General features: G+C 38.9%; 13 protein-coding genes and 3 pseudogenes. 8 read left to right on the forward strand and 8 right to left on the reverse strand.

All coding sequences use genetic code 11. From position 1 onward, the window contains the following. Positions 1 to 280 precede the first annotated feature (280 nt). Positions 281 to 1447 (forward strand): pyridoxal-phosphate-dependent aminotransferase family protein, encoded by a 1167-nt coding sequence (locus tag COE25_RS15180; protein ID WP_098933199.1) that lies wholly within the window; start codon positions 281 to 283, stop codon positions 1445 to 1447. A gap of 119 nt (positions 1448 to 1566) precedes the next feature. On the opposite strand, the gene serC is transcribed toward COE25_RS15180, so the two are convergent. Continuing rightward, positions 1567 to 2664 (reverse strand): 3-phosphoserine/phosphohydroxythreonine transaminase, encoded by a 1098-nt coding sequence (gene serC, locus COE25_RS15185; RefSeq protein WP_098933200.1) that lies wholly within the window; start codon positions 2662 to 2664, stop codon positions 1567 to 1569. A gap of 188 nt (positions 2665 to 2852) precedes the next feature. Then, on the reverse strand, positions 2853 to 4148 hold the full coding sequence (locus tag COE25_RS15190) for an MFS transporter (RefSeq protein WP_257208846.1): 1296 nt from the start codon (positions 4146 to 4148) through the stop codon (positions 2853 to 2855). Between the two features lie 581 nt (positions 4149 to 4729). Here COE25_RS15190 and COE25_RS15195 point away from each other — a divergent pair. Then, the gene (locus COE25_RS15195; protein ID WP_098933202.1) at positions 4730 to 4984 is read left to right on the forward strand and encodes a DUF1292 domain-containing protein; all 255 of its coding nucleotides are present in this window, start codon (positions 4730 to 4732) and stop codon (positions 4982 to 4984) included. Between the two features lie 59 nt (positions 4985 to 5043). On the opposite strand, the gene COE25_RS15200 is transcribed toward COE25_RS15195, so the two are convergent. Further along, complete coding sequence (locus tag COE25_RS15200) at positions 5044 to 5280, reverse strand: hypothetical protein (RefSeq protein ID WP_088088439.1); 237 nt, start codon at positions 5278 to 5280, stop codon at positions 5044 to 5046. 178 nt (positions 5281 to 5458) lie between these two features. Here COE25_RS15200 and COE25_RS15205 point away from each other — a divergent pair, with 178 nt between their 5' ends. After that, the gene (locus COE25_RS15205) at positions 5459 to 6256 is read left to right on the forward strand and encodes an MBL fold metallo-hydrolase (protein ID WP_098933203.1); all 798 of its coding nucleotides are present in this window, start codon (positions 5459 to 5461) and stop codon (positions 6254 to 6256) included. A gap of 71 nt (positions 6257 to 6327) precedes the next feature. Here the strand turns inward: COE25_RS15205 and COE25_RS15210 are convergent, their stop codons facing one another. Next, entirely contained in the window at positions 6328 to 7248 is a 921-nt protein-coding gene (locus COE25_RS15210; protein ID WP_257208847.1) for a DMT family transporter, read from the reverse strand. A gap of 199 nt (positions 7249 to 7447) precedes the next feature. Continuing rightward, complete coding sequence (locus COE25_RS30780; protein WP_168244534.1) at positions 7448 to 7585, reverse strand: hypothetical protein; 138 nt, start codon at positions 7583 to 7585, stop codon at positions 7448 to 7450. Positions 7586 to 7746: 161 nt separating this feature from the next. On the opposite strand from COE25_RS30780, the gene COE25_RS15215 reads away from it, so the two are divergent. From COE25_RS15215 to COE25_RS15230, 4 genes and pseudogenes are all read left to right on the forward strand, one after another. Then, positions 7747 to 8475: a gamma-glutamyl-gamma-aminobutyrate hydrolase family protein gene (locus COE25_RS15215; protein WP_088088437.1), complete on the forward strand. Its 729-nt coding sequence runs from the start codon at positions 7747 to 7749 to the stop codon at positions 8473 to 8475. Positions 8476 to 8511: 36 nt separating this feature from the next. Then, positions 8512 to 9627, forward strand: a complete 1116-nt coding sequence (locus COE25_RS15220; RefSeq protein ID WP_098933204.1) for a cysteine desulfurase family protein — start codon at positions 8512 to 8514, stop codon at positions 9625 to 9627. 342 nt (positions 9628 to 9969) lie between these two features. Next, a pseudogene (locus tag COE25_RS15225) lies at positions 9970 to 10209 on the forward strand (aldo/keto reductase); the annotation flags it as partial. Continuing rightward, positions 10208 to 10525: pseudogene (locus COE25_RS15230) on the forward strand (IS4 family transposase); the annotation flags it as partial. The pseudogenes COE25_RS15225 and COE25_RS15230, both read left to right, overlap by 2 nt. Positions 10526 to 10924: 399 nt before the next feature. On the opposite strand, the gene COE25_RS15235 reads toward COE25_RS15230, so the two are convergent. The 3 genes and pseudogenes from COE25_RS15235 to COE25_RS15240 form a co-directional block, all read right to left on the reverse strand. After that, complete coding sequence (locus tag COE25_RS15235; protein ID WP_373605357.1) at positions 10925 to 11116, reverse strand: transposase; 192 nt, start codon at positions 11114 to 11116, stop codon at positions 10925 to 10927. Between the two features lie 17 nt (positions 11117 to 11133). Then, positions 11134 to 11244, reverse strand: a pseudogene (locus tag COE25_RS31585) (hypothetical protein); the annotation flags it as partial. A gap of 380 nt (positions 11245 to 11624) precedes the next feature. Further along, a complete protein-coding gene (locus COE25_RS15240; RefSeq protein ID WP_098933205.1) occupies positions 11625 to 13007 on the reverse strand; it encodes a sigma-54 interaction domain-containing protein in 1383 nt (460 codons plus the stop codon). A gap of 258 nt (positions 13008 to 13265) precedes the next feature. Here COE25_RS15240 and COE25_RS15245 point away from each other — a divergent pair, with 258 nt between their 5' ends. Further along, the gene (locus tag COE25_RS15245; protein ID WP_088088349.1) at positions 13266 to 14243 is read left to right on the forward strand and encodes an ornithine cyclodeaminase family protein; all 978 of its coding nucleotides are present in this window, start codon (positions 13266 to 13268) and stop codon (positions 14241 to 14243) included. The last annotated feature ends 77 nt before the right edge of the window (positions 14244 to 14320 follow it).

Consider the following 14320-nt stretch of genomic DNA (forward strand, 5'->3'; position numbering starts at 1 on the left):
GAAGAGACAATTAATCTCTCTCTGGTCTTTTTCGTTACACGAATTCGTGGGAGGTTTTGTTACAGCTTTATTGAATTCGTTTGCTCCCCTTTCTATAATCAATAAAAATAACGCGATGGAGAATTCTAAAATGAATCAGAACAGGTTAGTGCCCTCGATTAATGGCTTTGTCCCTTTTGAGAAAATTCACCAATTAGTCAAAATTGAGATAAAGGTTTAAATCGATGAGTATAGAAATATATTTATGGAGAAACAGGTTGCTAATTAGGGGGATGGGAAAATGCGTAATCAAGAGATGCTGCTAATACCCGGGCCAACGCCGGTAGTTGATTCAATTTATGATGCTATTGCACAGGAAACTAGGGGACACACAGACTCGAGATTTGTCGCTATCTACAAAAATGCGATCGAGAAAACAAAAGAAATGCTAAAAACAGATGGTGAAGTGTTTGTTATTTCCGGCTCTGGAACCGTAGCTATGGAAATGGCGCTTGTCAATACAGTTGCCGCTGGGGAAAAACTTTTAGTGATCAGTCAAGGTTATTTCGGTGATCGTTTCATTAAATTAGGAAAAGCATATGACATTGAAGTAGAAGTACTCCAGGCAGAATGGGGTACTCAGGTATCCCCAAGTGATGTCGAAGCGAAATTAGTGAATGGCAATTTTAAGGCGGTTACAATTACCCACGCAGATACGTCGACAGGAGTAGCTGCTAATTTAGATGTACTTGTGCCGATTATTAAAAAAAATGGAGCACTCGTCATTCTCGATGGTGTTTGTGCGACTGCCGCAATGGAAGAAGATATGAGTAGGCAATATCATGGGTCTGATGGGAAAATCGATGTCATATTAACAGGTTCACAAAAAGCAATTGGCGTACCGCCTGGTCTAGCCATCGTTGCCCTTAACCAAACAGCTTTAGCTGCACGTGCCAAAATGGAACGAGTTCCTGCTTATTATTGTGATATCTATAATTGGATTCCAATTATGAACGATCCAGGAAAGTACTTCGCCACACCTCCAGTCAATCTCATCTATGCCTATAACGAAGGGATGAGATTGGTATTGGAGGAGGGGATGGAACGAAGATACCAGCGCCACTCCGCATTCGGAAAAGCGGTTAGATCGGCCCTTGCCGTATACGGGATGAAGGCGTTAGCAAAGGAAGAAGTCGCTGCCGCAACACTTAGTTGTATTCTTTATCCTGATGGAATGGACGATGCTGCTTTCCGTTCTTCACTTGCAAAAAAAGGAGTGATTGTAGCTGGATCACTAGCCCATTTGGCAGGGAAGGCGTTCCGGATTGGACATATGGGGAATACGACGGAACAAATGCTCGAAGATGCGGTCGTTTTGATCGGAGAAACGATGAATGAGCTGGGATATCCGGTTGATTCAGAGAAAGCGGTCGATTGCTTTAAAAAGCAAGTGGCTATTCGCATTTAGTGTTCGTTTATACAGCCTGTTTGACTGGAAAAATCACGACCAATGTAAGTAAGAGCGGTTTATAAAGTCCGATGAACTGAAAAAATCACCCTCTAAAAAATATAGAGGGTGATTTTTCATTAGCTATTTTCTGCTTGGAATTGAATCATAAACTCTTTGAATGCCTTACATGCCTCAACTGGAACAGCATTATAAGCTGATACACGACATCCGCCGATAGAGCGATGACCGTTTACGCCAACAAAGCCTTTTTGTTTCGCTTGCTCGAGGAATTTCTTTTCTAGGTCTTTCGATGCTAAGTTAAAAGTAAGGTTCATGAGAGAACGACTTTCCGGTTCAGCATGGCCAATGTAAAAACCATTACTTGTATCAATTGTTTCGTAAATCAGATTCGCTTTTTTATCATTAAGCTCAGCAATCGCAGATAAGCCACCTAACTCACGAGCCCAGTTTAAGACCTCACCCAGCATATAAATGCCGAAGGTTGGCGGTGTGTTGTACAATGAATTATTTTTAGAATGTGTACTGTACTTTAACATTGTTGGGATATTTGTGTTTGCTTGTTCAAGCAAATCCTTGCGAATAATCACAACCGTTACGCCTGAAGGACCAAGGTTTTTCTGGGCACCAGCATAAATTAGCGCAAACTTGCTGACATCAATCGGCTTAGACAGAATATCACTCGACATGTCTGCGATTAAGGGAACATCGCCAGTGTCAGGGAAGTCCTTCCATTGGGTACCATAAATGGTATTGTTCGATGTTAGGTGTAAATAAGCATCCGATTGATCGTACTGTATTTGATCAAGCGTTGGGATGCTGCGGTAGTTGCCTTCTTTCGTGGAAGCCGCATGATAAACATCCCCAAATAGTTTTGCCTCCGTGAATGCTTTCTCTGACCAAGAGCCTGTCATTACATATCCGGCTTTTTTTCCAGATTGTAAAAAATTCATCGGAATCATTGAAAACTGAAGACTCGCTCCGCCTTGCAAGAAGAGTACTTCATGGGTATCAGGAATAGAAAGCAGTTCCTTCAAGCTGTCAATCGCCTGATTATGTACTTCTTCATATGCTTTGCTTCGATGGCTAAGCTCCATGACTGACATGCCTGTACCTCGAAAATCAATCAGTTCTTCTTGAGCTTTTTCTAAGACGGAAATAGGTAACGCAGAAGGGCCTGCATTAAAATTATAAGCGCGTTGGACTTGCAGTTTCATTTTTATCACTCCATTTTTCTTTTCTATGACTATAACATACTTATAAAATTCCGAAAATAAATTTAATTGTGAAATCCTAAAAATTTTGCTTTTTTTATTAAAAGAAATCAAAAAGGGAAAAGGATGACCACTGGCGAACCAGAGACAGGTTTCCTTTTTCCCTATACTTTTTGTCAAAAACTCTAGCTTTATTCAGTCATTCTCTGATTACTACGAGACCAGATCACGACTGGGATCAGCAGTAAGGAAAGGATCCCTCCCGCAAATGAGAGTCCAGCATAACTCGTTTGTGCAACCACCATCCCGGAAAGCGCTCCCCCGGATGCCCCAGCTAAAGCAATTAAAACATCTACTGTTCCCTGTGTTTTGGCCCGGTTAGAGGGGGATGTTGAATCGACAATCAGTGCCGTGCCGCTAATTAACCCAAAGTTCCAGCCAAGCCCGAGCAAAACGAGTGCAATGATAAGAACCAGCATGGAATCAGCAGGTGCACTGCCAGCAAGAATACCAGCTGCAAGGAGCGTGGCACCGGAAGCGATGGCCATTGTAGTTCGGCCTATCTTATCTACGAGAATACCTGTTACTAGTGAGGGAAGGTACATGGCACCTATATGGAAGCCGATTACCATTCCAACTTCTCTTAGACCATGCCCATGATGTTTCATGTATACTGGTGTCATTGTCATGATGGATGTCATGACAATTTGAGTTAAAACCATAATGGTCGCAGCAACCACGATTCCTCGTTTATTGATAGCTAGATTACTAGATTGCTTCTCTAAGGGATTACTTCTATGCATTTGCTGATCAACTGCAATCGCTTCTGCAACCATCAGAGGATCTGGGCGCAGGAAAGCTAATAGGACTAACCCCGCAAGGATAAAGGCAGTCGCGCCAAGTATGAACGGACCGGCAAGAGAAGGGACACCGATTGACGTGGCAAATCGGCCCATTACATCGACCAAATTCGGTCCCGCCACAGCGCCGAATGTGGTTGATACCATGGCAATACTGATGGATGTCGCTCGCTGTGTGGGTTTTGCTAAGTCGGTTCCAGCATAGCGGGCTTGTAAGTTTGAAGCTGAGCCTGCACCATAGACCAGAAGCGAGGCGAAAAGAAGAAAGATATTACTTGTGATGGCGGAAACGATCACTCCAATCGCACCGATCCCACCAGTCAAGAATCCTCCCGCAAGTCCTATTCGGCGGCCGAAACGTTGTGAGACTCGACCGATAAGCAACGCTGCACCAGCAGAACCCAATGTTAACAATGCTGCTGGTATCCCTGCATAGCTATCCGTCCCTAACATATCTTGGGCAAGAAGTGCGCCAACCGTAATTCCAGCAGCAAGTCCAGCCCCACCGAAAATCTGTGACATGACAACGATCAGTAATGTTCGTCTATATAACTTTTCCTGCTTTTCTGGTGAATCTATGTAACTCTTCAACCAATCTGGTTTTGAATCGACCGGGTTATGTGCCACACGAAACCTCTTTCTGAAGGACAAACCCTTCTTCATTTGATTTTTATTTTATCAAGAAAAAATAGCAGTTTATATAGAAAAATGTCGAAAAATTCAATATTTGTTCATATGAAGTAGGCGGTGATGGAGTTTATTTATGATAGGATAATAGTGGTTGTATTACTATATGTTTACAGCTAATAAATTAGAAAAAGGAGTTAGAACATGGGACTTGATATGTATTTAGTTTCTTTACCTATAATATTTTACCAACAAGACCTGGTTGTTTTTTTGGTAACCTCTCTTATGATTCCTATTATTACAGGGAAATTGAAGAGCCCCAAGCCTTATTAGCAAACCTCATTAAACACTTCAATTTTGCAACCCACTATTTGTTGTACCAATGTTCTTGGTAAACGCACAAACAACCACTAAAACTTTACCTTTAACCCACAAAACTAATCGTCAATCACACACCACCCAATCAATAATGCCGATATTACTTTTCCCAATTTCAAATGGTATTAACAATATTTTTCCACTGAACTTTTTTGTGGGTAAGGGAACAATATTTCTGAGTACTTTTGTTGAGGTGAGGGACGATGAAGCATGATGAACCACGTGATTATATAACGATTGAAGATGACCACGGGAATCTTAAAGAATTTGCTGTTGAAGCCTTGTTTGATATGAAGGATGAATCCTATGCTCTACTAAATGCAGAGGATGAAACCATCGTAATGAAGATTGAGGGTGAGGAAGGTAACCAAGACTTAGTGGGTATTAATACCCCCTCTGAAAGTGAAGCGATATTGGCTGCATACCAAATCGCCGTGGAACATGCTCCGGCAGAATAAAACATAACGCAACGAATGGTACCCCGGGTAATAGGGGGTCCTTTCGCTGCGTTTTTTTATCAATAGTAATTAAAGCCAAGATAGATGATATAAATAATGATAGCTGCAATGGCGATAATCCAAACAAGAAACACGGGATTCAGTAAATAAGGATGTCTTTGAGTTTTTTCATTGATTTGCGTATCAAATTCACTTGATCTAGTACTGACCATTCTTCCAGTTCCTAACGTAAAAATTAAACCGCCAATCAATACTAACAATGCAATACCAGACAAAATGAGATGCCAATTACTCATTTATATAACCACCTTTTTTTCATATAATTTGAAAAAAAGTAGAGAAATATGCATTTATCTTTTTGATAAGTAGGAATAAATTTCATCAGGTTAACATGATTGATTATTCATTCATTTTTCGATACAGTTAAATAAAGTATTTTGAAAATTCGAAAAAGAAAGGTGTGCATTATCGATTATGTTAAACGTATTAACGAATGAGGACGTATTATGTATAGAAGGAAATGTTCAACAGTCGGGACTCAAATTAGGAACGGTTTATTCTTTTTTGGTAGACGGAATGCTAATTGATACAGGGCCCCAGTGTCTTGAAACAGAGCTTATCCCTATTTATAAGAATCTTAACTTTGAGATAGTAACATTGACACATAGTCATGAAGACCATTCTGGTTTAGCCCCATGGATTCAGAAGCAAAAAAAAATTCCAATCTATTTACATCCAAAAGGTATTAGTATCTGTAATGAGCCTTATCCCTATCCTAAGTACCGCAAGCTTACCTGGGGAATGCGGACGCCGTTTCAACCCTTGCCGCTTGAGGACGTGATTCAATCTTGTAGTCAAGAATGGAAAGTCATCTATACGCCAGGACATGCCGATGACCATGTCTCTTTTTTTCATGAAGAATCTGGCCGATTATTTTCAGGAGATTTATTCGTAACACCGAAAACGAAGGTCATTATGGACAGCGAATCCATTCCGGTTATTATCGATTCGATTCGCAGGGTGCTCAGCTTTGACTTTCAAGCCCTGTTTTGCTGTCATGCTGGTTATATTAAGGATGGAAAAAGCATGATGAAGCAAAAATTAGATTATCTAGAGAATCTTTCCGGTGAAGTAGGAAATCTCCACAAGCAAGGTCGCTCGATTGATGAAATTACTCAAATGCTTTTCCCGAAAAAATACCCAATCATTTCTTTTTCCGAAGGGCAATGGGATTCTCGGCATATCGTCGCTTCCATTGTTTCATCTTTTTAAGGGAAGAAACTAATAAATATCAAAAGAAAACGGCGGTGATTAGCTAAATCACTGCCGTTTTGACCTTTAAATCATGCTGCTTGTAATTTTCTTCTAAAAAGTTTCGTGTTGGTTCCAATATAAACCCCAGTTAAAACAAAGGCGGCACCTATCCCTTGAGCCAATGTAAAGGTCTCACCTAAAAAGAAGGTAGCCATCAAGACAGCTGATAACGGCATCACATTAATAAAGATAGAAGCCTTCGCAGCACCAACCTCTTTTATGCCGTAATAGTACATGATAAATGAAACAACCGTTACAAAAATGCTCATATGTGAAATAGCGATCCAGGTTGAAACACTAGCGGTTTGTACATCGTGCCAGGATGTTTCCAGGTATGCAAACGGAAATAAAAATATGGTACCAAATGCAACCGCATAAGTGGTGGATTCCACCGCGCTGAATTTTTTTAAAACGACTTTACCAACCACACTGTACAATGCCCAGCTTATTACTGCACCTAGTAAAACAAAGTCAATCGTCTCAAAACCGTATTGGAACAGTGAGAGTAGGTGACCATCGGTAATAATGAAGGTAACCCCAGTTAGGGCAATCACCATTCCAATCATATGGTTTTTGGTGATTGTTTCTTTTAAAAATAATCCTGATAAAAGGACAATCAGTACTGGGTTTGAGGCAATAAATAAGGAACTCTTAATAACCGGTGCATGTTTGGTAGCCATAAAAAAACAAATATTATATATTGCAATGCCTGTTAATCCAAGAACGGCAAATAATCCATAATCTTTGAGAGTGGGCTTCTTTCGATTTTTTTCCATCAGCCACATAAGCGGAAACAATAGAATAGCAGCCCCCAAAAAACGTAAAAAAGCAACGGTTGCTGGTTCAAAGTCTTTTACGGCGACTTTACCAGCAAGAAACGCACTTCCCCATATAGCCGTGGCAAAAAATAACATCCCATAAATAAGCCATAGTCTCTTATTCTTATTCATCCAATCCCCTACAATCTATTTCAATTTAATAAATAGATTTTAACATCTTTTTCGGATTTCGAAATAAATTTTAGTAAAATATTTAAATTATTTAATCAATTAGCTGTTTTAATGGTCATTGTTATTTTATGGCCAAGTTTAACACAGTCAAGCATTAAAAAAGCTGGTAAAGGAGTTTTTCCTTTTCCAGCTCTATCTTTTAAGTTAGATTTTTTAATTCTGATAAATGAACCAATTGTACATTATGAACACTTTCTATTTCTTTAATTTCGCAGTATCCAGAATCGTACGTATAAAGGATAATATATTTCTTTCCATTGTAAAGAACATGCTCCATAGTATCTCCATCCTTTGATCATGTTAATATTATTGTATATTTGCAATACAGATTAATATATGAAGTTCATTTTAAGATTATGTAAATTTTTTCAGTGCTGTATTGAAAAATAATTGTGTTAAGATATCAATATTAGTGTCAAAGTTATAGGGGGAAGAAAGATGAACAGAAAACCAATTATCGGCATAACGGGTGCCTATGTTAAACATAACGACTATATGGAAGGTGTTTATGTGCACCATGATTACCATAAAAGTGTTGTCGCTAACGGAGGGATCCCTATTATCCTTCCATATATTAACCCCGAAATTTCTTTAGAAACGCTTGGTTTATGTGATGGAATTATCCTAAGCGGGGGAGAGGACGTCGATCCTAAACTTTTTAATCAGGATCCACATCACCACTTAGGTCCAACTACACCAGAGCGGGACTTGGCAGAGATTGCGATTGTTAAATATGCGCTTGAGAACGATATTCCCCTTCTTGCGATTTGCAGAGGAGTGCAAATTTTGAATGTCGCATTGGGAGGAACCTTAATTCAGGATATCCCGAGTCAAGTCATTGAACCAATCCAACACTCTCAGAAGATTGATAGGAGTCAAGATACCCATTGGGTGACCATCTCCAAAAATAGTAGATTGTTTGAAATAGTAGGATCTAATCGAGTCCGAGTCAATAGTCTTCACCATCAAGCAATCGGTGAGGTAGCCAAGGATCTTCGTATCGTTGCACAATCATCCGATGGAATCGTTGAAGCAGTAGAATATACCCATCCAACCACATTTACGGTGGGTGTTCAGTGGCATCCTGAATCCATGGCAAGTACAAACGCTGAGATGAACAATTTGTTCTTAGAATTTATTAAAAACAGTGCAAAGGTCATGGTTTAATCATCGGTTCAGAAGTGGAAGGGAAGGAATCAATCGATGGAAAAAATTTATCTTGATTACAATGCCAGCACACCTATGGCTCCTGAAGTAGTAGAGGCCATGAAACCGTTGCTAGATAATTTTTATGGGAATCCATCCGCCTTACATTGGGCGGGGAGACCTGTAAAAGAATTATTACATAATGCCCGAAAACAGGTTGCTGAGTTAATTGGATGTTCCCCTAGAGAAATTATTTTCACAAGTGGCGGCAGCGAAGCCAATAACCTTGCATTAAAAGGTTTTTATTTTAAAAATCGGCATAAAGGCAACCATATCATTACTTCTAAAATTGAACATCCTGCGATCATGAATCCATGTAAATTCCTCGAACAAATAGGGGCAAAGGTCACATATGTAGACGTGGATCGGACTGGGAAAGTTACACTAGAAGAAATAGAAAAGGCGATTACTAAGGAAACGATCTTGATTTCGATTATGCATTCCAATAATGAAACAGGTACCTTACAACCAATCCAAACGATCGGGGATATAGCTAAAGAGCATGGGATAGCTTTTCATACGGATGCTTCTCAATCGGTTGGAAAAGTCCCGGTAAATGTTAATGATTTGAAGGTAGATATGCTCACGATTGCCGGCCATAAACTCTATGCTCCGAAAGGAATTGGAGCACTCTTTATTCGAGAGGGAATCCAACTGGAACCACTTATACACGGGGCTGGGCATGAGTTTGGACTGCGTGCCGGCACGGAAAATACTTTACTAGCAGTGGGATTAGGAATGGCTTGTGAAATTGCTAAACAAGAGGTAGGAACTCGTGGCATAAAAGATTTGACCGACTATTTTTGGCAGCAATTACAGGATGCGTTTGGAGACAAGGTAGTATTGAATGGACACCCTGAGGAACGTCTGCCCAATACTTTAAATGTAAGTTTTGTAAGAAAAATCGGTCAAGACTTGTTGTCAGCCATCCCATATTTAGCGGCTTCAACTGGATCAGCCTGTCATGCCGGCAGCATTGAATTATCACCGGTATTAAAAGAGATGGATGTTCCTGAAGAGGTGGGGATGGGTGCGATCCGCTTTAGCTTAGGCCGGTTTACGACGAAAGATGAGATTGATCAAGTGATGGAATCGTTAAAAGGAATATTGTAATTTCTTCGGTCAGGGACTACCTATTCGCAGTTAGTCTTTTTTCTCTGGGATTAAAGGTTCCTATCTTTGCATAAGCTTTTAGAATCGCTCTATCTAACTGAGGTCAGATAATTTATTGAGTTAGGGTAAGAAAGTGGTGCTTTATCTTACCGAAGTTAGATAATTTATCGGGATAGAGTAAGAAAGAGCCGGTTTATCTTACCGAAGACAGTTAGTTTATCGGGTATAGGCAAAATAGAGCCTCTTTTCTATATTCACTAGTATCTTTAACTCATTTACTCAATGTAATTGGCGTATTATAATGTTCTTAATACAGAACGACATGAAGGAAGGTGTGTTGGAATGCAAAAAAGAATATTAGGTAAAACTGGGCTGGAAGTATCGGCGCTTGGACTAGGCTGTATGGGGATGTCGGATTTTTACAGTGGGAGAGATGACGACGAGTCTATTAAAACAATCCATTGTGCAATTGAAATGGGGATTACGCTTCTCGACACAGCTGATATGTATGGCGTAGGTAAAAATGAAGAATTACTCGGACGGGCAATTAAAGGTCGTCGGAATCAAGTGGTTGTTGCCACAATTACTACTTTTTGCGCAGCTACAAGAAATCGAACGTCTTCATGCACTGGGCGATTGTCTTTTCGATGACCAGCTTCAAAAGGGCATCGACCTTGATTCTATTAGTATTTCCCGGCTGTCGCACCGATTAAATGGTTTGAATCCAGATCTATTCCAAACTCTTTTTCTAGATTTAGTGTCACAAATTCATGTCAAAACCCACTATACAAAACTCGTGATGCCGTTAAAAATCATCGATTCAAGCACATTGCCACTCAATTTGACAAATCATAAATGGGCAAAATTCCGTAAAACAAAGGCGGGAGTCAAGTTGCATCCTAAGCGAAAAACCCAATAACTAATGATATTTAAAAATAACTAGAAATAACACCTTTTAAAGGCGGTGTGATTGGAGTCAATGCGGTGTTGTATATTAACTGAGTCAATTAAAAGGGGTAAATTGGGATACCGTGGCGATTACGCTTGAACCGAATGCGGACAGTTAGACACCGAAGGGACGACAGTGTTAAAATCTTCTCTATAATTTAGTAAAACCGTAGCACTAGTATAGTGACAGAGTTTTATTTTTTGTCTCGTCTTTATTCAGTCCTAAAACTTTAAAAATTTTTAATGCCACGGGCTTGACTCCAAGCATTTTCAATCCTATCTAGATGAATTTTGTTATCGATTTAATCGAAGGAAATTCAAAGGTGAATGGTTCAGCCGTTTAGTGGCACTATGTGCCACCAACAAACGCCTTTGCGTTCGAAAGAACGGTATGTAACCAGTGTAAATGGTCTGGACTTTCTTTGGCATCATAGACTTGATACTCGTGATTAAATCCAGCTCCATCAAGCGCTCGGTAGGAATGATATGCATCACTACTAATTATTGAGCCTGGTTGGATCCGTTTCTTTGCAAAATCAATTAAAGTTTTCGCTTTATAAGAGCAAAGTTCTTCTCTAGGGTGCGTTCTTCCTCCAACTCTTTTAAGCGCCATTGCAATACTTTTTTATCTTTGACCAGCTGTTTCATTTGTGATTTTATGTACTTTATGCGATTTACCTCCTCTAAGATATTCAATCTATCCACAAAGTATAGCATTCTCGATTTGTAATGGAATGATAGTGGGAAACCTATCAGTATGATTATGCTGTAGGGAACAATATGAAAAAAATATGAATTTGCTTTTGTGCTTTCTTTTTCATGTCATTATCCGCTTTCACTGCTGTTTATGCTCTTGAGGAAACAAACAAATTCATCACTATAACCAGTAAGCAAATGGATGGCACAGGTGATGGCAAAAAGGATACGAAATTATTAAAAGGAGAACCGTATGACATAGAAAACGGGTATATCTAATAAGAAATTTTCAATATCAAGCCGATCAATTAACTGTTCAAATGTTGCCGTTATTTGAATTGCCAAATAACTATTTACCTTAAATATGATATGATCCCATATTTCTTCATTTTTTTATAAAGAGTAGCCCGTGTTATACCTAATTCTTTTGCTGTTATACTTTTGTTCCCATATGTCGTTTGAAGTGTTTGAAGGATTCTTTCTTTTTCTAATCTTTCTTTTTCATGAAATAATGATCGCACTGTAGTATCAATAGTTCGCTTTGCTTGCGGTAGGAGCTGGTAGATGTCATTTTCAAAAATTTCACTGCGTTCGTGAAGTACAACCAATCTCTCTACTAAATTACGCAGCTCTCGTATATTACCTGGCCAATGATACTCGGTCAATCGATGGACTGTCTCTCGATTAATTGCAGGTACTGCTTTGTTATATTTGATAGAAAGTTCTTTTAAAAAATCATAAAGTAAAAAAGGAATGTCATCTTTTCTTTCTCGTAGTGGAGGGATCTGAGCAGAGAATACATTTAGCCGATAAAATAAATCAGAACGAAATGTTCCATCTGAAACCATATTTTCTAGAATACGATTGGTGGCGGCAATAATCCTAACATTAACTTTTATCGGAGTTTGTCCACCTATGCGATAGATTTCTTTTTCTTGTAAAGCCCTCAAAAGTTTGACCTGCATATCCAGTGGAAGTTCTCCTACTTCATCTAAAAATAGAGTTCCTCCCTCTGCTAATTCTAGTTTCCCCGGTTTTCCTCCTTTTGAAGCACCTGTATAGGCACCTGCTTCATAACCAAAGAGCTCACTTTCAAACAGGGCATTAGGAATCGCCCCGCAATTAATCGGAATAAATGGTTTTTCGCTTCGTGAGCTTTCTTCATGTATGGCTTGGGCAAAAAGTTCTTTCCCAACACCACTTTCTCCGCTAATCAAAATCGTTGCGCCTGTCTTTGCTACTTTTTTTGTGTCATGAATAATCTGTTGAATTGAGGCATTTTTTCCTTTTATCTTATTAAATGGATCATCTAGATGGTTTTGAGTGATTTGTTGTTTTAGCTGCTGTAACTCTTTAGAAGTAGAGGTTAATTGTTCATTTAATTTTATTGTGGCGGAAATATCTTTTTCCACTGACATACTGCCAATAAGTTCTTTGTTTTGATTGTAAATAGGGCTCGCGCTTATTAAGACATGCTTGTCAGGCCGTGGAATGTGATACATATCTCGGATGGACTGCTGGGTTTCGAGAACCTTCAAATTCATAATATCCTCTTGTTCAAAAAAATTGCGAATATTCCTTCCGATAATCTCTTCTTTTTTTATATGGTACGTTTTTTCAGCTGCTTCGTTCCAGAATACCATTTCTCCATCTGTGTTTATGACAGAAATGGCTTCTTCTAATGAAGACAACAACGTATGAAGGGTATCAAGGGCAAAAGAATCGTTTTTTTTCATATACCACCTCGAAGATTTGATTGATTAAATTTTAAAAAAGTGTTTAAAAAATATACACTTTGTATACAGTATTGTTGATAAAAATATACATTGTTTAAGTTAAGTTGTAAACAAAGTTTGCTGAAAATTGACAAACTTCGCTTTTTTTTGTTTTGGCACAGTTCTTGCAATAAAATACAGTAAGCAACTATTGAAACCTTGAAAATATTTTAAAACAGACGAAGGTTAAATATATTAAGAGGGATAGGAGGTAGATGAATGTTAGTTATAAATGCTAATGAACAAAGAAATTTAATAGATATGAATGAGGTTATAGAACATGCTGCAGTGGCACTAAGTGAATTTTCGGCCTCCCGGACAATTACTCCCATTCGTTCGGCTCTGCCATTCGGTAATTCTCAAAATACCGCTTTAGTGATGCCCTCAGTTGCAGAAGAGCTTAGGAGCGTGGGAGTAAAACTAGTAAACGTAGTCCCAGGTAATAAAAAATTAGGTAAGAAAACGATAAATGGAGTAGTTATTCTATTTGATTTTGAAACAGGTGAACCGCTTGCTTTATTGGAAGGCTCTTATTTAACAATGATACGAACTGGAGCACTTACTGGTGTTGCAACTAAATATTTATCTCGTCCTGATTCTAAAATAGTAAGCATAATCGGGACAGGGGAACAAGCAACTGGCTTACTAGAAGCCATCCTAGCTGTTCGAGACATAAAAAAAGTCTCCCTTTATAACCGGACGCCAAGAAAAGCAAAAGAGTTTGCTAAATACATTGATCAAAAATTTAGCGTGGATGTACAAGTGGGTACGGATTCAAATCAGGTTGTACATGAAGCGGATATTATTGTAACGGCTACGAACTCTCTATCACCGGTTTTTACAGATTTGATAAAGCCTGGTGTTCATATTAATGCCGTCGGTTCATTTCGCCCAGCTATGCAGGAATTGCCATCTCACGTTTTTTCTACGGCCGAGAAAGTCGTTGTGGAATCGAGGCATGCTGCACTAGAAGAAACAGGTGATTTGCAAATACCGATTCAAGAAGGTCTGTTTCACAAAAGCAATATTTATGCAGAGCTTGGTGAAATTGTTAGTGGTGAACGAAAAGGTAGAGAAAGCGTTGAGGAAAAAACTGTTTTTAAATCTGTCGGACTTGCCGTTGTGGATTTAGTAGTAGCGCAATATTTATATGAAAAAGCTTTAAAGCATAATGCTGGAACCAACATTCAGTTGTAAACAGGCTTTTGTGCAGAAGAAACATAATATTAATATCTTTCAAAATACAAATATACTATTTAATAAAAGGAGAGAAA

Origin of the sequence: Bacillus sp. AFS031507, assembly GCF_002584635.1 — a bacterium.
Classification (GTDB): Bacteria; Bacillota; Bacilli; order Bacillales; family Cytobacillaceae; genus Neobacillus.